Origin of the sequence: Nitrosomonas sp. Is35 (assembly GCF_033063295.1) — a bacterium.
In the GTDB taxonomy this organism is placed as follows: domain Bacteria; phylum Pseudomonadota; class Gammaproteobacteria; order Burkholderiales; family Nitrosomonadaceae; genus Nitrosomonas.
On the sequence record NZ_JAWJZH010000001.1, the window covers coordinates 251,427 to 276,926 of the forward strand.

Annotated in this window: 28 protein-coding genes; 25 read left to right on the plus strand and 3 right to left on the minus strand. The window is 44.4% G+C overall.

Going from position 1 to position 25,500, the window contains the following annotated elements; genetic code table 11:
• The first annotated feature begins 4 nt into the window (after positions 1-4).
• The 19 genes from atpG (at position 5) to cyoE (ending at position 17,985) form a co-directional block, all read left to right on the plus strand.
• A complete protein-coding gene (atpG, locus tag R2083_RS01235; protein WP_317529743.1) occupies positions 5-889 on the plus strand; it encodes a F0F1 ATP synthase subunit gamma in 885 nt (294 codons plus the stop codon).
• A gap of 33 nt (positions 890-922) precedes the next feature.
• A complete protein-coding gene (atpD, locus tag R2083_RS01240; protein ID WP_317529744.1) occupies positions 923-2,302 on the plus strand; it encodes a F0F1 ATP synthase subunit beta in 1,380 nt (459 codons plus the stop codon).
• 17 nt (positions 2,303-2,319) lie between these two features.
• Positions 2,320-2,742, plus strand: coding sequence for a F0F1 ATP synthase subunit epsilon (locus R2083_RS01245; RefSeq protein ID WP_160818001.1), 423 nt, complete (start codon positions 2,320-2,322; stop codon positions 2,740-2,742).
• 221 nt (positions 2,743-2,963) lie between these two features.
• Positions 2,964-4,337 carry a bifunctional UDP-N-acetylglucosamine diphosphorylase/glucosamine-1-phosphate N-acetyltransferase GlmU gene (gene glmU, locus R2083_RS01250; RefSeq protein WP_317537251.1) on the plus strand — a complete coding sequence of 458 codons (1,374 nt, stop codon included), beginning with the start codon at positions 2,964-2,966 and terminating at the stop codon, positions 4,335-4,337.
• A gap of 51 nt (positions 4,338-4,388) precedes the next feature.
• A complete protein-coding gene (gene glmS, locus R2083_RS01255; protein ID WP_317537252.1) occupies positions 4,389-6,245 on the plus strand; it encodes a glutamine--fructose-6-phosphate transaminase (isomerizing) in 1,857 nt (618 codons plus the stop codon).
• Positions 6,246-6,398: 153 nt separating this feature from the next.
• Entirely contained in the window at positions 6,399-7,124 is a 726-nt protein-coding gene (locus tag R2083_RS01260; protein WP_317529747.1) for a YebC/PmpR family DNA-binding transcriptional regulator, read from the plus strand.
• A gap of 27 nt (positions 7,125-7,151) precedes the next feature.
• Positions 7,152-7,670: a crossover junction endodeoxyribonuclease RuvC gene (gene ruvC / locus R2083_RS01265; RefSeq protein WP_317532037.1), complete on the plus strand. Its 519-nt coding sequence runs from the start codon at positions 7,152-7,154 to the stop codon at positions 7,668-7,670.
• A complete protein-coding gene (gene ruvA / locus R2083_RS01270; protein ID WP_317529748.1) occupies positions 7,667-8,251 on the plus strand; it encodes a Holliday junction branch migration protein RuvA in 585 nt (194 codons plus the stop codon). Before ruvC ends, ruvA begins: the two co-directional genes overlap by 4 nt.
• Positions 8,252-8,273: 22 nt before the next feature.
• A complete protein-coding gene (gene ruvB / locus R2083_RS01275; protein WP_317529749.1) occupies positions 8,274-9,320 on the plus strand; it encodes a Holliday junction branch migration DNA helicase RuvB in 1,047 nt (348 codons plus the stop codon).
• Positions 9,321-9,346: 26 nt separating this feature from the next.
• Positions 9,347-9,781 (plus strand): hypothetical protein, encoded by a 435-nt coding sequence (locus R2083_RS01280; RefSeq protein ID WP_317537253.1) that lies wholly within the window; start codon positions 9,347-9,349, stop codon positions 9,779-9,781.
• A 125-nt stretch (positions 9,782-9,906) separates the two neighbouring features.
• Complete coding sequence (locus R2083_RS01285) at positions 9,907-10,578, plus strand: Bax inhibitor-1/YccA family protein (protein ID WP_317537254.1); 672 nt, start codon at positions 9,907-9,909, stop codon at positions 10,576-10,578.
• 736 nt (positions 10,579-11,314) lie between these two features.
• Positions 11,315-12,136, plus strand: coding sequence for a cytochrome c oxidase subunit II (coxB, locus tag R2083_RS01290; RefSeq protein WP_317529752.1), 822 nt, complete (start codon positions 11,315-11,317; stop codon positions 12,134-12,136).
• Positions 12,137-12,148: 12 nt separating this feature from the next.
• On the plus strand, positions 12,149-13,735 hold the full coding sequence (gene ctaD / locus R2083_RS01295) for a cytochrome c oxidase subunit I (RefSeq protein WP_317529753.1): 1,587 nt from the start codon (positions 12,149-12,151) through the stop codon (positions 13,733-13,735).
• A gap of 119 nt (positions 13,736-13,854) precedes the next feature.
• The gene (locus tag R2083_RS01300) at positions 13,855-14,406 is read left to right on the plus strand and encodes a cytochrome c oxidase assembly protein (protein WP_317529754.1); all 552 of its coding nucleotides are present in this window, start codon (positions 13,855-13,857) and stop codon (positions 14,404-14,406) included.
• A gap of 10 nt (positions 14,407-14,416) precedes the next feature.
• A complete protein-coding gene (locus R2083_RS01305) occupies positions 14,417-14,626 on the plus strand; it encodes a DUF2970 domain-containing protein (RefSeq protein WP_090317714.1) in 210 nt (69 codons plus the stop codon).
• Between the two features lie 36 nt (positions 14,627-14,662).
• Entirely contained in the window at positions 14,663-15,520 is an 858-nt protein-coding gene (locus tag R2083_RS01310; RefSeq protein ID WP_317529755.1) for a cytochrome c oxidase subunit 3, read from the plus strand.
• A 221-nt stretch (positions 15,521-15,741) separates the two neighbouring features.
• Entirely contained in the window at positions 15,742-16,464 is a 723-nt protein-coding gene (locus R2083_RS01315) for an SURF1 family protein (RefSeq protein WP_317537255.1), read from the plus strand.
• Positions 16,433-17,014, plus strand: a complete 582-nt coding sequence (locus R2083_RS01320; RefSeq protein ID WP_317529757.1) for a hypothetical protein — start codon at positions 16,433-16,435, stop codon at positions 17,012-17,014. The genes R2083_RS01315 and R2083_RS01320 overlap by 32 nt, the downstream gene beginning before the upstream one ends.
• Positions 17,015-17,091: 77 nt before the next feature.
• Positions 17,092-17,985 carry a heme o synthase gene (gene cyoE / locus R2083_RS01325; RefSeq protein WP_317529758.1) on the plus strand — a complete coding sequence of 298 codons (894 nt, stop codon included), beginning with the start codon at positions 17,092-17,094 and terminating at the stop codon, positions 17,983-17,985.
• Between the two features lie 89 nt (positions 17,986-18,074).
• Here cyoE and R2083_RS01330 read toward each other — a convergent pair whose 3' ends face one another.
• Together R2083_RS01330 and R2083_RS01335 are read right to left on the minus strand one after the other, a co-directional pair.
• Positions 18,075-19,451 carry an FAD-binding oxidoreductase gene (locus tag R2083_RS01330; RefSeq protein ID WP_317537256.1) on the minus strand — a complete coding sequence of 459 codons (1,377 nt, stop codon included), beginning with the start codon at positions 19,449-19,451 and terminating at the stop codon, positions 18,075-18,077.
• 21 nt (positions 19,452-19,472) lie between these two features.
• Positions 19,473-20,051 (minus strand): BON domain-containing protein, encoded by a 579-nt coding sequence (locus R2083_RS01335; RefSeq protein WP_317537257.1) that lies wholly within the window; start codon positions 20,049-20,051, stop codon positions 19,473-19,475.
• A gap of 112 nt (positions 20,052-20,163) precedes the next feature.
• On the opposite strand from R2083_RS01335, the gene R2083_RS01340 reads away from it, so the two are divergent.
• Complete coding sequence (locus tag R2083_RS01340; RefSeq protein ID WP_317537258.1) at positions 20,164-20,673, plus strand: chemotaxis protein CheW; 510 nt, start codon at positions 20,164-20,166, stop codon at positions 20,671-20,673.
• 58 nt (positions 20,674-20,731) lie between these two features.
• Entirely contained in the window at positions 20,732-21,619 is an 888-nt protein-coding gene (gene argB, locus R2083_RS01345; protein WP_317537259.1) for an acetylglutamate kinase, read from the plus strand.
• 21 nt (positions 21,620-21,640) lie between these two features.
• Here argB and R2083_RS01350 read toward each other — a convergent pair whose 3' ends face one another.
• Positions 21,641-22,366 carry an RNA methyltransferase gene (locus R2083_RS01350; protein ID WP_317537260.1) on the minus strand — a complete coding sequence of 242 codons (726 nt, stop codon included), beginning with the start codon at positions 22,364-22,366 and terminating at the stop codon, positions 21,641-21,643.
• A 266-nt stretch (positions 22,367-22,632) separates the two neighbouring features.
• Here R2083_RS01350 and rpmH point away from each other — a divergent pair, with 266 nt between their 5' ends.
• The 4 genes from rpmH to yidC all read left to right on the plus strand — a co-directional run bounded on the left by rpmH (position 22,633) and on the right by yidC (position 25,424).
• Positions 22,633-22,767 carry a 50S ribosomal protein L34 gene (gene rpmH / locus R2083_RS01355; RefSeq protein ID WP_090317686.1) on the plus strand — a complete coding sequence of 45 codons (135 nt, stop codon included), beginning with the start codon at positions 22,633-22,635 and terminating at the stop codon, positions 22,765-22,767.
• Between the two features lie 46 nt (positions 22,768-22,813).
• Complete coding sequence (gene rnpA / locus R2083_RS01360; RefSeq protein WP_317529764.1) at positions 22,814-23,158, plus strand: ribonuclease P protein component; 345 nt, start codon at positions 22,814-22,816, stop codon at positions 23,156-23,158.
• Complete coding sequence (gene yidD, locus R2083_RS01365; RefSeq protein WP_132427095.1) at positions 23,146-23,355, plus strand: membrane protein insertion efficiency factor YidD; 210 nt, start codon at positions 23,146-23,148, stop codon at positions 23,353-23,355. Before rnpA ends, yidD begins: the two co-directional genes overlap by 13 nt.
• A gap of 140 nt (positions 23,356-23,495) precedes the next feature.
• Positions 23,496-25,424 (plus strand): membrane protein insertase YidC, encoded by a 1,929-nt coding sequence (gene yidC, locus R2083_RS01370; protein ID WP_317537261.1) that lies wholly within the window; start codon positions 23,496-23,498, stop codon positions 25,422-25,424.
• Positions 25,425-25,500 lie beyond the last annotated feature (76 nt).

The window sequence follows — 25,500 nt, forward strand, 5'->3', positions numbered from 1 at the left end:
GCAAATGGCCGGCAGCAGAGAAATCCGCAATAAGATAAAGAGTGTAAAAAATACACAGAAGATTACGCGGGCCATGGAAATGGTCGCAGCGTCGAAAATGCGTAAAGCTCAAGATCGTATGAAAAAAGCCCGTCCCTATGGTGAGAAGATACGGAATGTGGCTGCTCATATGAGCCGGGCAAATACCGAATATCGGCATCCTTTTTTGATTGCGCGTGATACCGTTAAACGAATTGGCGTCATCGTCGTGACTTCGGATAAAGGCCTGTGCGGCGGGTTAAATACCAACGTCTTACGCAAAGCTCTGAATCAGATGAAGACCTGGAAAGCAGAAGGAGAGCAAATCGAAGTCTGCTGTATCGGCAACAAAGGCTTAGGTTTTATGAGCAGAGTTGGTGCAAGTATCACTTCGCAAGTAGTAAATCTAGGTGATACTCCAGATATATCAAGGCTCATCGGCGCCGTAAAAGTGGTACTTGATGGTTATACTCAAGATCAGTTTGATCGAGTGTACATTTTTTATAATCGTTTTATTAATACCATGAAGCAAGAGCCTGTGATGGAACAATTGCTTCCGCTGACTGATGATCGTATGCAAAGTAGCGAACAAGATGGCGATAAATCTAAAGCGGCATGGGATTATATTTACGAGCCAGAAGCAAAGCCTGTCATTGATGATATCATGGTGCGCTATGTAGAAGCATTGATATATCAAGCAGTAGCAGAAAATATGGCTTCGGAGCAATCTGCCAGGATGGTGGCGATGAAAGCTGCATCGGACAATGCGGGCAATGTTATTGATGAACTGACATTAATTTATAACAAGTCTCGACAAGCAGCAATTACGAAAGAGCTATCCGAGATCGTCGGTGGCGCTGCAGCTGTTTAAAACATTTTTGAATATAGAGTCTAGGGAACAACGATGAGTCAAGGAAAAATTGTTCAGTGTATTGGTGCGGTGATTGATGTGGAGTTTTCGCGCGAATCTCTGCCAAAGGTATATGATGCATTAATTATGGAAGGCTCCGAGCTTACGCTAGAAGTGCAACAGCAGCTTGGTGATGGCGTGGTGCGTACCATTGCATTGGGATCTTCTGACGGATTACGCCGTGGAATGGTAGTGCAAAATACCGGTAAGCAGATTACCGTGCCTGTTGGAACCAAAACGCTGGGAAGAATTATGGATGTTTTGGGCCGCCCCATTGATGAAATGGGTGATATCGGTGCTGATCAACAAATGTCAATCCATCGTGAAGCACCTGCGTTTGATGAATTATCGGCATCAACCGAATTGCTGGAAACCGGCATTAAAGTGATTGATTTAATCTGTCCATTCGCTAAGGGCGGGAAAGTAGGATTGTTTGGCGGTGCAGGTGTTGGTAAAACCGTCAACATGATGGAATTGATTCGCAATATTGCGATTGAGCACAGCGGATATTCAGTATTTGCAGGCGTTGGGGAACGCACGCGTGAAGGAAACGACTTTTATCATGAGATGAAAGAATCGAAGGTTCTGGATAAAGTGGCATTGGTTTATGGGCAAATGAATGAGCCACCTGGAAACCGTCTCCGCGTTGCGCTAACCGGACTGACAATGGCAGAATCATTTCGTGACGAAGGCAAAGATGTGTTGTTCTTCGTTGATAATATCTACCGCTATACACTGGCTGGAACAGAGGTTTCAGCTTTGCTAGGACGTATGCCATCTGCAGTGGGGTATCAACCGACACTAGCAGAGGAAATGGGGCGATTGCAAGAACGTATCACATCGACTAAAACAGGTTCAATTACATCTATTCAAGCTGTTTATGTACCAGCGGATGATTTGACCGATCCATCTCCAGCAACAACATTTGGACACTTGGATGCGACCGTTGTGTTGTCGCGTGATATCGCATCGTTGGGAATTTATCCGGCTGTCGATCCTCTTGACTCCACATCTCGTCAGTTAGATCCGCAAGTTGTTGGTGAGGACCACTACAATACTGCTCGTGCTGTGCAGCAGACATTGCAACGTTATAAAGAATTGCGAGACATTATCGCGATTCTGGGAATGGACGAGTTATCACCGGAAGATAAGCTGGCAGTTAGCCGCGCGCGTAAGATTCAGCGGTTCTTATCTCAACCGTTTAACGTAGCTGAGGTATTTACCGGTTCACCAGGAAAATATGTTTCTCTTAAAGATACGATTAAAGGCTTTAAGGGAATTGTCGAAGGTGAATATGATGATTTACCTGAACAAGCATTCTATATGGTCGGTAGTATCGAAGAAGCTGTTGAGAAAGCGAAAACACTTCAATAAACCAAGAGGAAATAGTGATGGGTACCATATTTCATCTTGATATCGTTAGTGCTGAAGAATCTATTTATTCCGGTCCCGTTGAATTCTTGGTGGCGCCGGCGCAAATGGGTGAAGTAGGTATTTATCCGCGCCATACACCGATGCTGACAAGAATAAAATCTGGGATGGTGCGGATCAAAGCGCAACTTAAAGAAGAAGAATTAATCTATGTATCGGGTGGAATGCTGGAAGTCCAACCTGATGTGGTGACGATATTGGCGGATACTGCAGTACGTAGTCACGATCTTGACGAAGCTAAAGCGCTCGAAGCGAAGCGGGCTGCTGAAGAAGCAATGAAAAATCGAGAATCCGAACTGGATTACGCTAAAGCGCAGGCCGAGCTGATAGAAGCGATGGCACAATTAGCGGCAATTGATAAACTAAGAAAACGCGGTCATTGATTGTAAGTCATAAGTTCTAATGATGAAAAAGGCGACATAAGTCGCCTTTTTTGTATCTATTTATCAAACATTGATCTGGTTACAATAACTAGATTGTAAGCAGTAAAAGATAATGCGCTGGATTACATCAAATCGACGAGGAGATTTGACTGCATTTGTTGTTCATTTATGGCGCATTTAGTTAGAATCCATTGAAAACTTCATTTCATAAGTAGATTATCGTGTCCAAGCTTAATGTAGTGATACTGGCAGCCGGTGCTGGAAAGCGTATGCAATCAACACTTCCTAAGGTGTTACATACTTTGGCGGGGCGTCCACTGCTAATGCATGTCATTAACACAGCACGCATGCTCTCGCCTGACAAAATCTGTGTTGTTATAGGTCATGGCAGCGACCAAGTAAAACAGTCGATCACCGACGATGATTTGACATGGGTGTTGCAGGCGCAACAATTAGGCACCGGACATGCGCTCATGCAAGTCTTGCCGCAATTGAATACCAATGGATTCACGCTGGTTTTGTATGGTGATGTGCCATTGGTTCAGATTCAAACTTTGCAACAGTTAATCGCAGCGGCAGGAGAAAAAAACTGTGCGCTATTAACTGCAATAATCGATGATCCTTTTGGCTACGGCAGGATTTTGCGTAATCGGGAAACCGGCGAAGTTGTTGCAATCGTTGAGCAAAAGGATGCCACTGCAGAACAGCAGAGTATCCGTGAGGTTAATACCGGAATAATGCTTATACCTAATCAGCATTTGCATCAATGGCTGCCAAAGCTTGAAAACAAAAATACACAGCGCGAATATTACTTGACCGACATCATAGCAATGGCGGTAAAAGATGGTATATATGTCGCATCGTCACAAGCGGACAATTTCTGGGAAGTCATGGGTGTTAATAACAAGCATCAGCTGGCCGAGCTTGAGCGTGTTCACCAAAAAAACCGCGCTGAGAAGCTATTGGAAGAAGGGGTCAGCTTACTCGATCCCAATCGCATAGACATACGGGGTGAACTGAGCTGCGGTACTGATGTTGAAATCGATGTTAATTGTATTTTTGAAGGAACTGTGACGCTGGGCGATTCCGTCCGTATAGGCGCGCATTGCATATTAAGAAATGTAACAGTTGCGTCAGGGAGTATTATTCATCCCTTCTGCCTGATTGAAGAAGCCGAAATTGGAGAAGATGGTAAGATCGGTCCATATGCGCGCATCCGGCCAGGAACACGGCTAGCACAGAAAGTGCATATCGGAAATTTTGTCGAAGTCAAAAATAGTCAGATTGCAGCAGGAAGTAAAGCGAATCACTTAAGTTATATTGGTGATTCCACCGTAGGGGAAAATGTCAATATTGGCGCTGGAACAATTACTTGTAATTATGATGGCGCAAACAAATATCGAACAGTCATTGAAGATGATGTGTTCATCGGATCCGATACACAGTTGATTGCGCCCGTTAAGATTTCAAAAGGGTCGACTATCGGTGCTGGATCTACTATCACTAAAGAAACTCCAGAGAATCAGCTTACCTTGTCCAGATCGAAGCAAGTCAGCATTACTGGATGGAAGCGCCCGCAAAAATCAAAAGCATAGTAAGTCTATGCAGTATCGTTCTTTTAGCTTGAGTTGTGAGGAGAATGCGCTATGTGTGGAATAGTTGGTGCAGTGGCTAATAACAATGTTGTTCCGGTATTGCTGGATGGATTATTACATCTGGAGTACCGCGGATATGATTCAGCCGGACTCGTCGTTACCTGCAACGGTCTGCAAAGACTGCGAACTACAGGCCGTGTAACCGAGTTGCAAAAACTCGCACACGAAAAAAATACCCATGGCTTTGCTGGCATTGCGCATACCCGCTGGGCAACCCATGGCGCACCTTCCGAGCGCAATGCACACCCGCATTTTTCCGGAATGCCGGATTCATCGGTGCGGATAGCCGTTGTGCATAACGGCATCATTGAGAATCATGAAGTCATGCGAAAGCGTTTGCAGGCGGAAGGATATGAATTTGTTTCCGACACTGATACCGAAGTCATTGCGCATCTCATCGCGTTCAATCTCAAGCATACCGACGATTTGTTAACAGCAGTCTGCACTTCTATTGACGAACTGCAAGGCGCATACGCGATCGCTGTGATGGAAGAAGCCCGGCCGGAAAGAATTGTGGTAGCACGTAATGGCGCTCCATTACTGCTGGGATTGGGTGAAAGCGGTAATTATGCTGCTTCCGATGCTTCCGCGTTGTTAAAAGCGACTCGGAATATGATTTATCTGGAAGAGGGCGATGTAGCCGAGCTGACTCGCGATGGATATCGAATTGTGAATTGTCTGCATGGTAACTCGGTCAGGGAAGTCAAGCGGACAGTACACGAGAGCAATCTTTCCAGCGAAGCGATTGAGCTCGGACCATATACCCATTACATGCAGAAAGAAATTTTCGAGCAACCGAGTGCGGTGGCGAATACCTTGGAAATGGTCTTCAATGCGCAATCCATCTCGCCCAATTTGTTTGGCAGCGAGGCCGAGAAAGTATTCTCTCAAACCAGAAGTATTCTCATTCTGGCTTGCGGGACCAGCTATCATGCCGGACTGGTTGCGCGCTATTGGCTGGAAACCGTTGCCGGCCTGCCGTGCAACGTTGAGATCGCCAGCGAATACCGCTATCGCGATCCGATTGCGGATCCTCATACGTTGGTGGTTGGTATTTCACAATCGGGTGAGACCGCAGACACGTTGGCAGCGCTCAACTACGCAAAGAAACTGGGTCATCGGTATAGTCTGGCGATTTGCAATGTGCCGGAAAGCGCATTGATACGCCAAACCGACTTGCGCTTTCTCACACGTGCCGGGCCCGAGATCGGTGTCGCCTCAACCAAAGCATTTACTACACAACTAGCTTCACTGCTGCTGCTGACTGTAACGCTGGCAAAAATGCGTCATAAATTATCCGCGCAAGACGAACAAGAGATGATCATGACGCTGCGTCATTTACCGATGGCTTTGCAACATGCGCTGCAAGTCGAACCGCAAGTGCGTATTTGGGCGGAAAGATTTGCGCAAAAACGCCATGCATTATTTCTTGGGCGCGGCGTTCATTACCCTATCGCGATGGAAGGCGCGCTTAAACTAAAGGAAATTTCGTATATTCATGCCGAAGCCTATGCGGCTGGAGAGCTTAAACATGGGCCGTTGGCATTGGTGGATGATGAAATGCCTGTAATTGCGATAGCGCCCAACGATCAACTGTTAGGAAAACTCAAATCGAATTTGCAGGAAGTGCATGCCAGAGGTGGTGAATTGTATGTATTCGCAGATGCCGATTCACAGATCGCCCAGAGTGAAAATGAACATGTCATTCGTTTATCGGAACATGCCGGTTTGCTGAGTCCTATTCTGCATACCATACCGCTACAGTTGCTGGCGTATCATGTAGCTTTGGTGAAAGGCACGGATGTCGATAAGCCGCGAAATCTGGCAAAAGCAGTGACGGTTGAATAAAAATTGTTCTTGCGTGCACCGGATCGGATTCAATAAAACTGTATACACACCACTGAACTGCTCTTTCTTCTGTCATTGTTTATAAAGTTTGATACTTTATCCATGAGATGCAGGGTGGTAATATAAAAATACTTAAACAAAAGGTATAGATAAATGGCGGGTCATAGTAAGTGGGCTAATATCAAGCATAAAAAAGCTGCGCAGGATGCTAAGCGTGGTAAAGTGTTTACGCGGCTTATCAAGGAGATAACCGTGGCTGCGCGCATGGGGGGCGGCGATCCGGACAGCAATCCGCGCTTACGTTTGGCTGTGGACAAGGCATACGATCAGAATATGCCTAAGGATAATGTCGAACGTGCAATTAAGCGTGGCAGCGGCGCGCTGGATGGTGTCGATTATGAAGAAATCCGTTACGAGGGCTATGGGATCGCGGGTGCCGCCGTCATGGTGGATTGTATGACCGATAACCGTGTCCGCACGGTAGCCGATGTGCGGCATGCATTTACCAAATATGGCGGAAATTTAGGCACGGATGGATCCGTCAGTTTCTTATTCAAACATTGCGGGCAGTTGATTTTCGCTCCGGAAACCGATGAAGATAAACTGATTGAAGCCGCAGTGGAAGCCGGTGCAGAAGATGTGATCAGCAATGACGATGGCAGTATCGAAGTGATCACAGCGCCTTACGAATTTATCAATGTGAAGGTAGCACTGGAAAAAGCCGGATTTAAAGCTGAACTGGCAGAGGTCACGATGAAACCCGGTAATGAAGCTGTTTTAACGGGCGATGATGCAGTAAAAATGCAGAAACTACTGGACGCCTTGGAAAATCTTGATGATGTGCAAAATGTTTACACTACGGCCGTACTTGATGAATAGAAATTCCGCCGATCAGCAGGTGATAAAATCCGCATTCTTGGCATAGATCCGGGTTTACGTATTACTGGTTTTGGCGTGATTGATAAAAGCGGGAGTAATCTAACCTACGTCAGTAGCGGCAGCGTCAAGACCTTGGCGGGCGAATTGCCTTCCCGTTTGAAGTTAATTCTGAATAACTTGAGTGAAGTCATTGCGCAGTATCAACCTGAGCATGTCGCCATCGAACAAGTTTTCGTCAATATCAATCCTAAAACTACCTTATTGCTTGGTCAGGCACGTGGTGCAGCTATTTGTGCCGCAGTCATGAATAATTTAACGGTGTCAGAGTATACCGCGTTGCAAATAAAACAAGCCGTGGTCGGGAATGGGCATGCAAAAAAAAACCAGGTGCAGGAGATGGTGGTGCGTTTGCTCAGATTGACCGGTAATCCCAGTGCCGATGCCGCGGACGCCTTGGCTTGCGCGATCTGTCATGCGCATGGCGGGCTCGGTTTTGGGAAAATTGCAACCACGGGTTACCGCATGAAACGGGGGCGTTTGGTGTGATCGGACGATTAACTGGTGTATTGCTGGAAAAACATCCGCCGCAGGTTTTACTGGATGTGCAAGGGGTCGGGTACGAGATCGACGTACCGATGAGCACTTTTTATGAGCTTCCGGCGCTTGGCGCGCAAATAACCTTGCATATACATTTGGTGATACGGGAAGATTTACATCTGTTATTCGGCTTTGCAACAGAGCCGGAGCGGCAAACTTTCCGTCAGCTGATAAAAATTTCAGGTGTAGGCGCAAGAACCGCATTAGCAATTTTATCGGGGCTAAGTGTGCCGGATTTGCACCGTGCGGTCGTGGCTCAGGATAGTGCACGGCTAATCAAAGTACCCGGTATCGGCAAAAAAACGGCTGAACGTTTGTTGCTGGAGTTGCGCGATAAACTCGACTCCGCCGCGATCAGTCTGGACCAAACCCATTCTGTACCTATGCATGATAGTGACATACTCAATGCACTGTTATCGCTGGGTTATAATGATCGCGAGGCAGGTTGGGCGATTAAACAGATCTCTTCAACCGCAACGGTATCGGAAGGCATACGCCAAGCATTGCAGTTATTATCGAAGGAAAGGTAGCCGACTGAATGAGGAGTAGTGAATGATCGAAACGGATCGACTGGTTACCGCAATCACTTCATCATCGCAGGAAGAAATTCTGGAGCGCGCGTTACGCCCGAAACAACTGGAGGAATATGTCGGCCAGGAAAAAATACGCGGGCAGTTGCAGATTTTCATTGAAGCCGCAAGGAAGCGGCGCGAGGCGCTCGATCATGTGCTGTTGTTCGGTCCTCCGGGTTTAGGTAAAACTACCCTCGCGCATATTATCGCCAGGGAAATGGGTGTGAATCTGCGGCAAACTTCCGGCCCGGTTCTGGAACGGCCAGGTGATTTGGCCGCTTTGCTGACCAACCTGGAACCCAATGATGTATTGTTTATCGACGAGATTCACCGCTTATCGCCGATGGTTGAAGAAATTTTGTATCCAGCGCTGGAAGATTATCAGTTGGATATCATGATTGGTGAGGGACCGGCGGCACGATCGGTTAAGTTGGATTTGCCACCATTCACTTTGGTAGGCGCAACGACACGCGCCGGTATGCTAACTAATCCGTTACGCGATCGCTTTGGCATCGTTTCCCGGCTGGAGTTTTATACACCGGAAGAGCTGAGCAAAATAGTGAGCCGTTCCGCAGGATTGCTGAATGTGAAGATATCCCCGGATGGTGCGTTTGAAATTGCACGCCGCGCGCGTGGCACGCCACGGATAGTGAATCGATTGTTACGCCGGGTGCGTGATTACGCTGAAGTCAAAGCCGATGGACATGTAACACGTGTAGTGGCGGATGCGGCCTTAAGCATGTTGGATGTAGACGCCATAGGTCTGGATATCATGGATCGAAAATTATTGTTGGCGGTGCTGGAGAAATTTGGCGGCGGGCCAGTTGGTGTCGATAATCTCGCTGCAGCGATCAGTGAAGAAAGGGATACGATCGAAGATGTATTGGAGCCCTATTTAATCCAGCAGGGGTTCCTGAAACGGACACCGAGAGGCCGGATGGCAACAGCGGCTACGTATCAGCATTTTGGTATTACCTTGCCCAGAGACGAGCTCAGTAATGGTTTGCGGGAAGAAAATAATTCATAGTTATTTGTTTTGGTATCTCAAAATTTATGCAAATCCATACATTACGCATCATCGTCGCTATTTTGCTGACATCGGTTGTCATGTTGTATTTTTATACGGATCGTGAAAAGAGCTACTACACTAAGGCTGCGGAACCGGCTGTTGCTCAGATTCTCACTGAAATTTCCAGTTGGGAAAAACAAAAATTGCTGCTTCACTTGGCGCCGGAAGCCAAGCAAACAATCAATGATGAGCAACTGGATGAATTGTTAAAACTTTATCGCGGTTTTGGCCGATTTCAATCCATTCAGGAACTTAATTTTTCGCGCACGGTGAGCGCATTCTCGCTGATGGGTGAAAAGCGAATCAATTACTCCGGCATAGCTAAATTTGATGTAAGCCTTGTCAATTTGAATATTACTCTGATTGAACGTGGCGGATTTTTTCTTGTTTATAACTTTACTTTGGCAAAAGCCAAGTAAGAATAATGTAATTAAAAGATTGACATAATCCATGCTATGATAGTTTGAACTATATTTTGGATATAGTAGTCATAGCGGTCGTTAGAGGATAGTTTTGTATGAATTTCACAAGGGAGGCTATTTAAATGAATCAAAATTACTCGACAGTTGCGCAAAGATCTACGTCTGCAATTGCAACAAATAAGGTGCTGCGTAATACCTATTTGCTTTTATCCATGACATTGTTGTTCAGCGGATTTACTGCTGCGCTTTCAATGATGATGAATACGCCACCGATGACCTATTTAATATCTGTTATCGGCGGTATGGTAATCGCCATGTTTGTGTTACCGCGTTTTGCCAATTCACCGGCGGGCATTGGAATCGTTTTTTTGATTACCGGTATGCTGGGATTTGGGTTGGGACCAGTGCTGAGCATGTATGCATCTCTGCCTAATGGCGGGAATATCATTACGTTGTCGTTAGTTGGCACGGGTGTTATATTTATAGGCTTGTCCGCGTACGCATTGGCTACAAAAAAAGACTTCAGCTTTTTAGGCGGATTTTTGATGGTGGGTTTCCTGCTGGTATTGTTGGCAGCGCTGGCTAATATTTTTCTGCAGATACCGGCCATGTCATTAATGATTTCCGCAGTTGTCATCATGATAATGAGCGGTTTTATTCTGTACGACACCAGCCGCATTATTCATGGTGGAGAAACCAATTATGTATTGGCTACGATTGGACTGTACATGACAATTTTTAATATTTTTATCAGTTTGCTGCAAATATTGGGAATTATGAGCAACGATGATTAATTCCTAAGTTCGTTTGTTTTAGGCATTTGAAGCCCCGGTTTAGCCGGGGCTTTGTTTTGGAACGAGTGTCCAGGTTAATTCGGGATCAATTATGGATTGGATGGAAATTATTTCTGCTTTGGCATTAATCGCGTTCATTATCTTTTTATTTCCGGCAGCCCGGGAAATGATAAAAAACAACCCGCAGGGAACATCGTCCGATTGGATGAGTTTTGTCATTCCTATAATAGCTATAGCCTTATTTGTCACATTTTTGGTAATGTTGGTGTAACTCTAATTTTGTCGTGGGTAGGTAGAATTTCAGTCAAAGAAAATTTCAGATTGGAATGTGGTGATGATGTATTTTAACGTAGCACTTGTATCAATAATTAAGATGAAATTTTCTGCTTTATGCGGTGTTTCTTAGTAGTGTTCTTAGGGCAATACCATTTTATAAGCATGGGAATATTGCTATAAAAATCATGATTTTTCCTTGTTTGAGCAGCGGTGGCATGCTAGAATTTCCATTCGATTAATTAGCATGTAGAAGATATCTATAACTAAGAAAATCTAAGTTGCGGATAATTAGGAAATTCGGCCAAGGAAATTTAATTAGCGTCAATCATGGTGTGGTTTTAACAAAGTAAGATTCTGGCGTATGACTTCCGTTAGCTGGCTGAACAAAAAAGCGTGCAGGTAGGTGGCGTTCTTGGTTGTACCTAGATCTGTAAAATTAGTAATCATGTGGGGGGGAAATATGAGAAGTAAATCAGTAGTAACGCTGTCTGGAATATCCGCTCTTGCTTTGTACTCAAGCATGGCGGTGGGATCTAAATATAATTTTCCAGAACCGCAGAGTGTCATAGCAAGAGATATCTACGATCAGCACATTTTGCTTATGTGGATTTGTTTGGCTATATTCATAGCCGTTTTTGGGGTTATGTTTTATTCGATACTCAAACATAGAAAGTCTTTGGGTTATAAAGCGGCGAATTTTCATCACAGTACAGCCGTTGAGTTTATTTGGACCATCATACCTTGTATCATTTTGATTGCGATGGCTTATCCTGCAACAAAAACAGTGATTGCAATGAAAGATACATCAAGTCCTGATATGACCATTAAAGCAACTGGCTATCAATGGATGTGGGGTTATGATTATCTCCAAGGTGAGGGCGAGGGTATTAGTTTCTATAGCAAGCTTTCGACACCGCCCGCTCAAGTTGAGAATAAAGCGCCTAAAGGCGAGAACTATCTGCTGGAAGTGGATAATCGTGTAGTGGTGCCAGTTGGAAAAAAAGTGCGCGTTATACTGACAGCAAACGATGTGATTCATGCATGGTGGGTACCAGCATTGGGTATCAAGCAGGATGCTGTGCCGGGTTTTATTCGTGATACATGGTTCACGGCGGATAAACCAGGGATTTATCGTGGTCAGTGTGCCGAATTGTGTGGTAAAGATCATGGATTTATGCCGATTGTGGTAGAAGTCATGGAAGCAGGTGAATATTCGAAATGGGCGGCCGCTCAGTTGAATGCATCTGCAGTTAAAACATCAATGCATGTAGAAAATAAGTAAAAGGAGATAATTATGGCAGCAGTACATGGTGACGCACACGGTCACGGACATGATGATCATCATCCCAGTGGGATAATGCGTTGGGTTAGAACGACCAATCATAAAGATATTGGTACGATGTACCTATGGTTCAGTTTTACCATGTTTCTTGTGGGCGGTTTTTTGGCTATGGGTATTCGAGCAGAGCTATACCAGCCAGGGATTCAAATCTTAGAACCTGAATTATTTAATCAATTTACGACTCTTCATGGCTTAATTATGGTGTTTGGCGCCATTATGCCGGCTTTCGTGGGCTTTGCGAACTGGCAAGTGCCGTTAATGATCGGCGCGCCAGATATGGCATTTGCGCGCATGAATAACTGGAGTTTTTGGTTATTGCCTGTAGCGGGAACTTTGCTTGTTAGTTCGTTCTTTGTGCCAGGTGGCGCAGCAGCGGGCGGTTGGACTTTTTATCCGCCACTATCAGTACAAGGTGGTTTGGGTGTTGATCTGATGATTTTCTCAGTGCATATCTTGGGAGCATCCTCAATCATGGGTTCGATCAATATCATAACGACCATTTTGAATATGCGCGCGCCTGGTATGACGCTGATGAAGATGCCGATGTTTGTGTGGACATGGTTAATTACCGCTTATTTGCTGGTATTGGTAATGCCAGTGTTAGCAGGTGTGGTAACCATGTTGTTGACCGATCGTCATTTCGGCACAAGCTTCTTCAATGCAGCTGGCGGTGGTGACCCAGTAATGTTCCAGCATATTTTCTGGTTTTTTGGTCATCCAGAAGTTTACATTATGATTTTGCCAGCGTTCGGGATTGTTTCTGAAATTATTCCAACGTTCTCACGTAAACCGTTATTTGGTTATTCATCAATGGTTTATGCTACTGCGTCGATCGCTATTTTGTCGTGTGTAGTTTGGGCGCATCATATGTTTACAGCCGGTATGCCAACCGTTGGTCAGTTGTTCTTTATGTATGCAACGATGTTGATTGCAGTACCAACAGGGGTGAAAGTATTTAACTGGACAGCAACAATGTGGCGCGGATCAATGTCTTTCGAGACACCAATGTTATTTGCAATAGGTTTTATTTTCTTGTTTGTAATCGGTGGATTCAGTGGCGTTATTTGCGCAATCGTACCGATTGATATTCAAGTGCAAGATACCTACTATGTCATTGCACATTTCCATTATGTGTTAGTTTCAGGTGCATTATTCTCATTGTTCGCAGGTGTATATTATTGGCTGCCAAAATGGACCGGTCATATGTACAGCGAAACATTGGGTAAAGCACATTTCTGGTTGTCAATGTTCTTCTTCAATCTGACATTCTTTGTTCAGCATTTCTTAGGTTTAGCTGGAATGCCACGTAGAATTCCGGATTACAATATCCAATTTGCCGATTTCAATATGATTTCAAGTATCGGTGCGTTTGGATTTGGATTGACACAATTGCTTTTCTTGTACATTGTGATTAATTGCATTCGTAGTGGAGAAAAAGCGCCACAAATGCCGTGGGATGGTGCAACGACTTTGGAATGGACACACTTGCCTTCACCGGCTCCATACCATAGTTTTGAAACACCACCTATCGTTAAGTAAATGGAGTAGTTAGGAAATCTTATGTCACAGGAAACGGATCTGAAGCGCAAAAAAATTAGAACAGCAATGTTTCTATTAATGACTGTATTAGCGCTTTATATAACGGTAATCATAAAACAATGGGATTGATAAATAGCAATTCTAGAGCGAACGTGCTGATGTTTAAGAAGCTAATGATTTTCTCATTAGTGATGTTCGTATTTGGTTATGCATTAGTCCCATTTTATGAGAAGTTTTGTGAAGTAACCGGAATTAATAATCTGTTGCAGCCAGATGTTCTAACTAAAGATAACTGGGTGGATGAAACGCGTTGGGTCACAATTGAGTTTGATGCCAATATAAGAGGATTACCTTGGCAATTCAAACCTCTTCAATCGAGCGCTCGCATTCATCCAGGAGAGCCGATTACTGTGATGTATGAAATTACAAACAGCTCAAATCGTGAGATAGCGGGACAAGCAATACCTAGTTATAGCCCACGGTTTTTGGAAAAACATTTAAAGAAATTTGAGTGTTTTTGCTTTACAAAGCAAGTGCTGAAAGCGAATGAAACAAGGCAAATGCCGGTTCAATTTGTAGTTGAACCGGGATTGCCAGCCGATGTGGATACTGTGACGATTTCATACACTTTTTTCGAATTACCAGATGGTGGTAGTACGACCAAAAAATAGGGGATAGAAGTTGAACAATGTTACTGATAAACAAACCAGTGGAACAATTTGGCAAGTTGCAAAAGCAGTAATGTTCGCCTTTATGGGAATACGAAAAAAAAGTGATCTTGAAAAAGATGCGGCAACGTTGAAGCCAGTTCAATTAATCATCGGCGGAATTATAGGTGGTGCACTTTTTGTAATAAGCGTGATGCTTTTAGTCAGATTAGTTGTTAGTTAGAATTTGAGAAAAACATAAAAGTAGGAGGAGAGAAGAATGAGTCAAGAATCAGGACATTATTACGTCCCAGCTCCATCGTCATATCCAATTATTGGATCAACGGCGATTTTGTTTATGGGATCAGGCGCAGCTCTGACCATGAATAAAATAGAGCTAGGTTACGGTCTGTTAGCGATAGGTTTTGCAATTTTAATTTATATGTTGTTTGGTTGGTTTGGAACAGTAGCCAGAGAAAGTGAGAGTGGTAAATATGGGGAGCAAGTGGATCGCTCTTTTCGTTGGGGAATGAGTTGGTTCATCTTTACTGAAGTTATGTTTTTCTGCGCATTCTTCGGCGCGTTGTGGTACATGCGCAACCTTTCGATACCATGGTTGCAAGAAGAAAGTACAGTGTTAGGTAATTCTTTCTGGTCAACCTATGACGGTACATGGCCGACAGCTGGTCCAGGCGTGCATGAGAAATTTACATCGATGGGTGCATGGGGATTGCCAGCATTTAATACAATGTTGCTTTTAACGTCAGGCGTTACAGTTACATTTGCGCACTGGAGACTAAAAGAAAACAGACGTGACGGACTGAAATTATGGTTGCTGGCGACTATATTCTTAGGTGCATTATTTATTGGATGTCAAGCATACGAATATATTCATGCATATAATGATTTGAATCTGAAATTGACATCAGGTGCATACGGTTCTACTTTTTTCATGTTGACCGGATTCCATGGCTTCCATGTGACAATCGGTACGATTATGCTGATTGTGATTTATTTCCGAAGCGTAGCAGGTCATTTTACGCCAGAACATCATTTTGGCTTTGAAGGTGTGGCATGGTACTGGCACTTTGTTGACGTGGTATGGCTTGGATTGTTTGTGTTTGTGTATCTGATGTAAATTATTCAGTCATAGCAAGTTAAGATTCCAGCCTTTGCACCGAAAAAGTTGTGAATTTCAAGTTAAAGTGAAAGCGCAGCAATAAAGTGTGTAAACGGCTGGAATCTTTGTTTAAACGATTAACTAATCAACAATTTAGATTGCAGCTTTCAATAAAAATATCGGATTCCGGTAGTTCATTCAGAAGCAATTCACAATTCATATAGCAATATTCAAATAAAATGAATCTATTGGGGTATCGCTTTGAACCAAAACTGTGGGCAATTGCAATCACGATTGTTTCTGTAATAATTTTTATTGAGTTGGGTAAATGGCAATTATCGCGTGCAGAAGAAAAAAGTGCGCAATTTGAGCAATTGGAACAATACGCAAAACAGCCCGCAGTTTTATTGCCTGGTACTTTGGTAAAGTTAAAAGATTTTCAATATCGTGATGTGGAGGTAAGTGGTGAATACTTACCGGAGCATACAATTTATCTGGATAACAAAACATACCATGGTCGAGCAGGCTACCACATTATCACGCCGCTTAAAATTTTGAACAGCGCGCTTTATGTGATAGTAAATAGAGGTTGGGTTGCAACAGGATCGGATCGGTCAGTATTACCTGCCGTCGCGGAAGTACGTGGTGAAGTAAAAATTACAGGAATTGCAGCGTCGCCTGAAATCAGAACGCTCGAGATTTCGGATAGAGCTAATGAAGGGCAGGTGTGGGATAATTTCGACATACAGCGGTATCAAGAAATTACTGGTTTAACATTGCAGCCGCTGATGCTTCTACAGAAAAGTGAAGAAAAAGACGGATTGATACGAGATTGGAGTAAGCCTGATTCGGGTGCTTCTAAAAATATCGGTTATGCGATTCAATGGTTTTCATTAGCTGCGACAGCAGTAATTATTTTCATAGTGTTGAATGTCAAACGAAAAAATTCAAAAAACAAATAGACGTAAGTTTTTATTATTGCTAGCACTAATGTGTTCTCCGGTAATAATTTCATATGCACTCTATTTCTTCGAATATAGACCTATTAGTACACATTATGGTGATTTGCTGCCTATTGTGAAGGTTACGGGAAAAGGTACAAATCTTACAGATAACACGATTCTACGCATGAAGGATTTGCATGGTAAATGGGTATTAGTCACGGTAGATTCTGGTCATTGCGATGAAGCGTGCAAAGAAAAATTATATTTCATGCGTCAAGTAAGACTTGTGCAGGGAAAACAAAAACATCGGATCGAACGGTTATGGCTCATAAATGACGATAGTGCACCCGATGCTGAACTTATTAAAGAATATGAAGGCATGTTTTTTGTGAATGCTGAAAATAGTGAAATTTTAAGTTTTATAGAAAATGCTGAAACACAAACAAAACATATTTATCTCATCGATCCGATGGGTAATTTAATGATGCGATTTCCAGAAAAAGTTAATGGAACCAAAATGGGGCAGGATTTAAAAAGACTGCTGCACGTATCACAGATAGAACATTAAGACTGGCAGTTTTCTCCTCGTAGAAAACTATGTAACTAATAAATAAAAAATATTCGATTTGCAAGGAGGTTAATAAGATGGCTATCAGTATGGCGTTGAATGAAACAGCAACACGAATCAACCAGTTTTATCGACTGACAAAACCGCGTGTTGTATCTCTCATCGTATTTACCGCTGTTATAGGGATGTTTATGGCTGTTCCAGGTGCTGTACCTTTAGATATTTTGCTATTGGGTACCATCGGTATTGCACTGGTTGCAGGGGCCGCGGCCGCATTGAATTGCTTAGTTGAACAAAAAATGGATGCTGTTATGGCCCGGACAAAGGGTCGTCCGTTACCGCAAGGTAAAGTAAGTGTGCCAGAAACACTGTTTTTCCTGATGATTGTTGGCGGCACAGGACTCTTCATATTATATGAATGGGTAAATGAATTGACCATGTGGCTGACATTAGGCACTTTTGTAGGTTATGCCATTATTTATACTGTAATTCTGAAACCACTGACACCACAAAATATCGTAATTGGCGGCGCATCAGGCGCTATGCCTCCGGTACTTGGATGGACAGCGGTGACTGGAGAGATCGCAAGTGATGCGTTATTACTCTTTCTGATTATTTTTGCATGGACTCCGCCCCATTTTTGGGCCCTTGCGTTATATAGAAAGAATGAATATGCCTCAATTGGCATGCCAATGTTGCCAGTGACACATGGCGACCAGTTCACAAAATTGCAGGTATTGTTGTATACCGTTATTCTGTGTGTAGTCACCTTTCTGCCATACGTAACTCAAATGAGCGGAATGATCTATTTGGTGAGTTCAACGATATTAAATGGCATTTTTATGTACTACGCCATAGAGATTTATCGTAATTACAGCGATCAACTGGCTCGTGAAGCATTCCGCTACTCGATACTTTATTTAGCGCTGCTGTTTGTTGCGTTGCTTATGGATCACTATTTCTTTTTTTAGATGAGCAACTAAGCTGCGCCTGTGATATTTGATAAGCTGCTGTAATGATCAAATATCGCAAGCGCAGTTTAGCAATTGAAATTTCAAGCTTATTCGACTGCGGGAAATAATTTGCCCGGATTAAGAATATTATTGGGGTCAAACAGTTTTTTGATATTCCGCATTAAATCCAAAGTCACACAATCAATTTCTTTGCTTACAAAAGCTCTTTTCTCACTACCCACGCCATGTTCTCCTGAAAGCGTACCGCGAAGCTTGATCACTAAGTCGAATATTTCATCCAAGCAGCGTTCCGCTTGTGTTACTTCATCCGCATCATCAGGATTAATCAGCAGGTTAACATGGATGTTACCGTTACCGGCATGGCCAAAATTCACATTCTGTAGATGATAGTGCGCACATAATTGCGTCAATCCATGCAGAAATTGCGGCAATGTGTTAACAGGCACGACAACATCTTCATTGATTTTCTTCGGTGCAATTTCACGCAGCAGTGGTGAGAGCGCCTTGCGCGCTTGCCAGAGCATGGCTGTATTTTCTACCTGGTTTGCATGAATTAAGCCGTCTGATTGGCATGCGGATAGAATGACCGCGATCGCATCGGTAATATCATTGTGAAAACCATCAACTTCAATCATCAGCATGGCATTGGTATCCACCGGAAGCATGTCAGGGTAGCGGCCTCGTATCAGATTCAGTGAACCGGAATCCAAGAATTCAAGTGCACTAGGCAGTTGTGGCTGTGCCATAATTTTACCGATGGCTGCCGTGCAGCTCGTTAAATCACGAAAATGCGCTGTGATACCGGCAACGGCGGCAGGTGATGCAGTCAGTTTAAGCGTCGCTTCCGTAATCACAGCCAATGTGCCTTCAGAACCAATCAGCAGGCGCGTGAGATCATAGCCGACAACACCTTTGGTGGTATAGCAACCGGTGGTAATAAAATCACCTGCGGCAGTAACGGCTTTCAAACCTAAAACATGTTCCCGGGTTGTACCGTATTTGACAGCGTGTGGTCCACCCGCGCCAGTTGCAATATTTCCGCCGACTGTTGAGAACATCGCACTGGAAGGATCCGGCGGCCAAAAAAAACCATACGGCTTCGCTGCATCTTGCACGGCTTGATTCAATACACCGGGTTCAACAACAATTACCCGATTAGCGGGATCAACCGAAATAATGTTCAACATGCGCTCCATCGACAACGCTATACCGCCTAATTCCGGCAGACTGCCGCCCGCTGTCCCCGTGCCACGTCCACGTGGAATGAGCGGTACTCGATAGCGATTGCAGAGGGTAACGATGTTTTTTACTTCTGCGGTGGTGAGCGGAAACAACACGGCATCAGGAGGAAAAATCTTGCGGCTATTGTCATACGCATAAGCATAACAGTCTACCGGATCGGTATAGAACCGATCCGGCGGAAATGTGGCATGTAATTCAACAAGCAGATTTTCCGGCAGCATGTTTACTAATTACTTGATTGCTTAATTCAAATATTCAAATACTTTGACGACCTTCTTAACGCCTGAAGTTGAACTGGCAATTTGCGCGGCATTGTCCGCTTCCTGACGTGTCACGACACCGAGCAAATAAACAACTTCGTTTTCAGTCACAATCTTGACGTGATTGATTTGAAATTTTCGTTCAGCAAGAAAGCGTGCTTTCACTTTGGAGGTCAGCAGCGTGTCATTGCTGCGGGAGGCTAATGAAGTATGTCCGGCAACCGCAATTTCGTTGAAAATCCTGCGTACGTTATCAACGCCCATCACAAGTTTTCCGATATCCGTCTTGATGTCCTCTGAGGGGGCTTCGCCGGTCAAGAGAACCATGCGGTTATAGCTGGTGATATTGATGTGCACTTTATCGCCAAATTGCTGGTGAATGCGCCGCGAACTTTTCAGTTCAATACCTTCATCCTCGATGAACATACCACTGGTTCTGCGATCTTCAGAGATGTACGCTCCCGTTCCTGCTGCGGTGCCGATGGCAAACATAGGAACACACCCCGTCAAGAAGGGCAGGAGTATCAAAAGAGATAACCAGCAGCGATCGTAATATTTCATTTTTCCACTCCGTAGAATTCAAAATTTAATGACCGATAATACAGTAAAATAACCGGACAACGAATAATCAATTGCCTCGCGATGAAGCTACAAAAGTTGTAATTTTACGCAGATGATGGACACAAAAGAATCTCTACAATTGCTGACCGCACAAATGCCAGGCATAGATAACAGTGAAACCTCATCAGCAGTGCTGGGTGTTGCCGTGGGCGAAGATCGTTATCTGATACCGATGACGGAAGTCAGTGAAGTGATCGCGATACCCAAGTTAGCACATGTCCCGCTGACACAACCGTGGTTTCTTGGGTTAGCCAACGTACGCGGAAATCTTTACGGTATTACGGATCTTGGTGTTTATCTGGGCGGCGATCCGGTGCCATTCAATTTAAAGTCACGCATTCTGCTGGTCATGCCGGGGAATAAGCTGTATGGCGGTTTTATTGTCAATAGCATGTTGGGGATCAGGGATTTGTCCGAGTTCGCGCCGGCAAAACTGGCAAAGAAAAAGTTACCTAAGTGCGTTACTGCGCAATATAAAGATGCAGAAGGGCGGCAATGGCGGGAGTTGAGTTTGTTTAAATTAATCGGTGATGAAAAATTTTTACAAGTTGCACGCGAATGAGAAATTTTTTTATCAGTGGCTTATTTTTGGAATTGTTTGAAAAGAGATTGAGAAAGTTATGCTGACCTCCCCTATCGTTGCGAAAGACAAAGCCAAGATTCTGGCTGAAGCGCTGCCGTATATTCAACGTTTTCATGGCAAGACCATCGTCATTAAATATGGCGGTAATGCGATGATTGAAGAAAATCTGAAACATGGTTTTGCGCGTGATGTTGTGCTGCTGAAACTGGTCGGTATGAATCCGGTGGTTGTGCATGGCGGCGGTCCGCAGATCGACGAAATGCTTAAGCGTGTCGGCAAACAAGGTGAATTTATCCAAGGCATGCGCGTAACCGATGCTGAGACCATGAATGTGGTTGAAATGGTATTGGGCGGATCGGTGAATAAAGATATCGTGAATCTAATCAATCGTCATGGCGGTAAAGCAGTCGGTCTAACAGGTAAGGATGGTGCTTTTATTCGCGCGAAGAAAATGCTCATGGCAGATCGGGAAACCGCTGGAAAATGGATTAATATCGGTCAAGTCGGCGAGATCGAGTCGATTGATCCTGCGTTGATCGCGCTCCTCGATACGCAGGATTTTATTCCAGTTATCGCACCAATCGGTGTGGGTGCTGACGGCGAGTCCTACAATATCAATGCTGATCTGGTGGCTGGTAAACTGGCGGAAATCCTCAAGGCGGAAAAACTGATTCTGTTATCCAATATTCCGGGTGTTTTGGACAAAGAGGGCAACCTATTAACTGGACTGACTGCACAAAGAGTGGATGAGTTATTTGCCGATGGCACCATTTCCGGCGGTATGCTGCCCAAGATTGGCTCGGCACTCGATGCTGTCAAGAAAGGGGTTAAATCCTGTCATATCATTGATGGGAGAGTAGAACATGCATTGCTGCTAGAGATTCTGACCGATCAAGGGATCGGTACATTGATCAAGGAAAATTAGCGGATAATCCGCTAAGCACCGCTACCAGCGCTTGCCCAGAGCTGTCAAAATACCGCGTAGAATCTGTACTTCTTCCTTTTCCAAACGTGCGCGGGCAAACAGGCGGCGGATACGCTGCATCAGTAATTTGGGTTTCTGCGGATCGAGAAAACCGCTGGCGGTCATCAGCTGTTCAAGGTGCGTATACAATAATTCCAGTTCGTTAAAGTTTGCCGTTACTCCACTTACGGCCGGACGCGTTGGATTTTCGGTAATTGCCATGCGCAATTCATAAGCCATCACTTGCACGGCACTCGCCAGATTCAGCGACGGATATTGCGGATTTGCAGGGATATGAATAATGATCTGGCATTTGTTCACTTCCGCAGCGGTCAGGCCGGAATTCTCACGGCCAAATAGCAACGCCACCGGTTGCTGCCGTGCTTGCTGCATTAATTCCATTGCACCCTGCCGTGCATCGAAAATGGTGTGCGATAGCTCGCGTGGTCGCGCGGTAACTGCTGCGGTTAGAACGGTATTTTCCAATGCCTTGTCAAGTTCTACGCAAACATTAGCTTGTTGCAGAATATCGATGGCATTGGCTGCCCGGGCGTCAGCTTCCGCATCGGGAAAGCATTTCGGATTGATCAGATACAATGAATGCAGCCCCATTGTTTTCATGGCACGCGCAACCGCGCCGATATTGCCGGGGTGACTCGTGTGGCTTAGCACGATACGGATGTTATCTAGCGGACAAGGTGTGTTCATGTGAATGGGTTGATCTCAAGCGGCGTGCGCGGTTAATGACTTTGCCAATTTATATCAATCGATCCGATTTTAGCAAAACAAAACAATCGGTAAAGCGCATCTGAAGGTGCGACAGGATTTTTTGTATAATTCTGCTTACGGAGGAGTTGCTGTGTGAGGGATAATTAAGGTCTTTATTTGCAAATGAATTTAGAAAAATATTGACATAAAACCCCATAACAAGTTCTAATACGCGGTTCTATTGACCAAATAAATTAGAGAGAAAAATGAAACGTACTTATCAACCTTCAGTGACAAGAAGAAAACGTACACATGGATTTCTAGTGCGCATGAGAACGCGCGGTGGTGCGGCTGTAATTCGCGCTCGCCGGGCAAAAGGCCGTGCTCGATTAAGCGTTTAAATCTGATCGGATAATTTTTATTTTTAGATTTGTTGAAACCTACTCTTTGCCGAAAAGCTACAGGTTACATAAGGCAACGGAATTCGCAGCAGTAATCAATTTACGATGTCAGACCAACGGTGATTTAATTCAAATTTATATGAAACCGAATGAGTTTGAATATGCGCGGCTGGGTCTAATTGTTGCAAAGAGAATTGAACGATCCGCAGTAAAGCGCAATAAGATTAAGCGCATTTTGCGGGAGACATTTCGTAAGAACCGGTTTTACGATCAAACGATAAAAATGGATTGGGTTATGCGGTTGCGACGGCCTGTTCGGAGCGATGAACTAAAGAAACTGGCGGCTGAGACACAATTACTAATGCATCAACTACAGCAATGTCACGGTTAATTATTGCTTTAATAAAATTCTACCAATATTGTATCAGCCCCCTGTTTGCGCCATCGTGCCGTTTTAGTCCGACTTGCTCACAATATGCTCTTGAGGCATATGAAAAATATGGTTTATTCCATGGAACGCGGTTGAGTGTTTGGCGCATCCTGCGATGCAATCCTTGGAGTAAAGGTGGTTATGAGCCCGTTCCTTGATGCCAAGTCAGTTCGACTGTAGTTAAGCATATAATTTATTGCTGTATATGTACAAAATTTTCGACAAAATAGCGCTGCGATAAATGAAAAAAACAATAACTGAACGGTTTTGTCGAAAAATTAACTTGATTAGATAAATAATGGAAACAAAAAAACTCGTACTTATCATCATTTTCTCCACGTCACTATTGTTTTTGTGGGATGCATGGCAAAAAGAATTATATCCGCCCGCTTCACAAGTCATGTCCGGAGCGGTTTCGGGTTCCGCGAATCAGCGCCATGACCCATCATTGCCGGTACCCAGCGACGAATTGACTGCTTCCGCAGCCGGAGGATCCGGGGCCATTCCGGAAATTGATGGTGTTAATTCATCCGTGACACCGAATCTATTTACAATCGGTGAGAAAATTCATGTCAAAACAGATCTGGTTGTTGCGGAAATCGATACTGCAGGCGGTGATATCCGTCAGCTCGGTTTGATTGCGCACCCATCCCGAGAGGACGTGAACAAACCCTACGATTTGTTGTTGGATAAAGCCGCACGGTTTCAGGTTGCTCAAGCCGGATTGATTGGCGATGGATTACCCAATCACAAAACAAAGTACACTGTAGATTCAAATAATTATGAACTTGAATCCGGGCAGAACAAGATTGTGGTACGACTTCTTGCACCGGAAGTGGATGGTATACAGGTCGCCAAGATTTATACTTTCCATCGCGGCAGTTATGTTATTGATGTTGAGTTTGAGATCGTAAATCATAGCGAAGCTACGATCATGCCGTTCTCGTACTTTCAAATGCTAAGGGATGGGAACGATCCTACCGGTGCCAGCACCATGGTACATTCGTACACTGGTGCCGCAATGTATACAGACGCAGAAAAATTCCTGAAAATAAAATTCTCCGATCTCGATAAAAATAAAGCGGAATATCCCACCAATGCGGATAATGGCTGGATCGCCATGCTCGAGCATTACTTCTTGACGGCTTGGTTGCCTCCGCAAAACACCCCGCGTGAATATTTTGCCAAGCGTTTGGCACCCAATCAATATACTGCGGGCGTTATTGCACCGGTTGGCGTTGTTGAGCCAGGACAAGTGAAAAATATTACGATGCCGCTCTATGCAGGTCCACAGGAGCAGAATAAGCTTGCCGAGCTGGCGCCCGGCCTCGAATTGACAGTGGATTATGGCTGGTTAACAGTCTTGGCTGTACCGCTTTTCTGGTTGCTTTCCTTTTATCATTCATGGACTGATAACTGGGGCGCGGCGATCATTTTGCTGACATTAACAGTCAAGCTGCTGTTTTTTCCACTGTCGGCTGCGGGCTACCGGTCGATGGCAAAAATGCGGCTGGTGACACCCAAATTGCAGCGGATACGTGAGCAATATGCCAGTGACCGTCAGCGTATGCACCAAGCGATGATGGAATTCTACAAGGAAGAGAAGATTAACCCGATGGGAGGGTGTTTGCCGATTCTGGTGCAAATTCCAGTATTTATTGCACTGTTTTGGACGTTGCTGGCTGCCGTTGAACTCCGTTATGCGCCGCTTGCGTTATGGATAACCGACATGTCGGTACCTGATCCCTATTATGTATTGCCATTGATTATGGGTGTGTCGATGTGGGTTCAATCGAAACTTAGCCCGACACCCACTGATCCAATTCAGGCAAAAGTCATGCAGATTATGCCGGTTGCTTTCAGCGTGTTCTTTTTCTTCTTTCCGGCGGGGCTTGTACTTTACTCACTCTGCAATAATATTCTGTCCATTGCGCAACAATGGCAAATAACACGCATGTTTGAGAATAAAGCGGAAGAAGAAGCCAACAAGGATAAAAACAGGAAGAAAAGTAAAAACAAGCCTGAGCCAGCTAAAGAGAATTCTCAACCAGCTGTGCTGACTGACGAAGGAGAGGAGGCAGTTAAAGCAGAAACTGTTGCCGCTGCCAGCAGTCAAGAAAATGAGAAACAACAGCAACAATCCAGCCAAGCGGCTGCTTCCGCTAAAGGCAAAGCGCCGGTAAAAGCGAAGAGTGCCCCTGCTGGCAAAAAAACGAAGAAAAAATAAAAAATCATGACGGGTTATTGCTTATCATCAATGACCCGTCATGATCAGTTACAGCAAAGTAGTCATGGAGATGATC

Coding starts and splice junctions, on each gene's coding strand:
- atpG (WP_317529743.1), top strand. CDS start 5: ATGGCCGGCAGCAGAGAAATCCGCAATAAGATAAAGAGTGTAAAAAAT.
- atpD (WP_317529744.1), top strand. CDS start 923: ATGAGTCAAGGAAAAATTGTTCAGTGTATTGGTGCGGTGATTGATGTG.
- R2083_RS01245 (WP_160818001.1), top strand. CDS start 2,320: ATGGGTACCATATTTCATCTTGATATCGTTAGTGCTGAAGAATCTATT.
- glmS (WP_317537252.1), top strand. CDS start 4,389: ATGTGTGGAATAGTTGGTGCAGTGGCTAATAACAATGTTGTTCCGGTA.
- R2083_RS01260 (WP_317529747.1), top strand. CDS start 6,399: ATGGCGGGTCATAGTAAGTGGGCTAATATCAAGCATAAAAAAGCTGCG.
- ruvB (WP_317529749.1), top strand. CDS start 8,274: ATGATCGAAACGGATCGACTGGTTACCGCAATCACTTCATCATCGCAG.
- R2083_RS01280 (WP_317537253.1), top strand. CDS start 9,347: ATGCAAATCCATACATTACGCATCATCGTCGCTATTTTGCTGACATCG.
- R2083_RS01285 (WP_317537254.1), top strand. CDS start 9,907: ATGAATCAAAATTACTCGACAGTTGCGCAAAGATCTACGTCTGCAATT.
- coxB (WP_317529752.1), top strand. CDS start 11,315: ATGAGAAGTAAATCAGTAGTAACGCTGTCTGGAATATCCGCTCTTGCT.
- ctaD (WP_317529753.1), top strand. CDS start 12,149: ATGGCAGCAGTACATGGTGACGCACACGGTCACGGACATGATGATCAT.
- R2083_RS01300 (WP_317529754.1), top strand. CDS start 13,855: ATGGGATTGATAAATAGCAATTCTAGAGCGAACGTGCTGATGTTTAAG.
- R2083_RS01310 (WP_317529755.1), top strand. CDS start 14,663: ATGAGTCAAGAATCAGGACATTATTACGTCCCAGCTCCATCGTCATAT.
- R2083_RS01315 (WP_317537255.1), top strand. CDS start 15,742: ATGAATCTATTGGGGTATCGCTTTGAACCAAAACTGTGGGCAATTGCA.
- R2083_RS01320 (WP_317529757.1), top strand. CDS start 16,433: ATGTCAAACGAAAAAATTCAAAAAACAAATAGACGTAAGTTTTTATTA.
- cyoE (WP_317529758.1), top strand. CDS start 17,092: ATGGCTATCAGTATGGCGTTGAATGAAACAGCAACACGAATCAACCAG.
- R2083_RS01330 (WP_317537256.1), bottom strand. CDS start 19,451: ATGCTGCCGGAAAATCTGCTTGTTGAATTACATGCCACATTTCCGCCG.
- R2083_RS01335 (WP_317537257.1), bottom strand. CDS start 20,051: ATGAAATATTACGATCGCTGCTGGTTATCTCTTTTGATACTCCTGCCC.
- R2083_RS01340 (WP_317537258.1), top strand. CDS start 20,164: ATGATGGACACAAAAGAATCTCTACAATTGCTGACCGCACAAATGCCA.
- argB (WP_317537259.1), top strand. CDS start 20,732: ATGCTGACCTCCCCTATCGTTGCGAAAGACAAAGCCAAGATTCTGGCT.
- R2083_RS01350 (WP_317537260.1), bottom strand. CDS start 22,366: ATGAACACACCTTGTCCGCTAGATAACATCCGTATCGTGCTAAGCCAC.
- rpmH (WP_090317686.1), top strand. CDS start 22,633: ATGAAACGTACTTATCAACCTTCAGTGACAAGAAGAAAACGTACACAT.
- yidD (WP_132427095.1), top strand. CDS start 23,146: ATGTCACGGTTAATTATTGCTTTAATAAAATTCTACCAATATTGTATC.
- yidC (WP_317537261.1), top strand. CDS start 23,496: ATGGAAACAAAAAAACTCGTACTTATCATCATTTTCTCCACGTCACTA.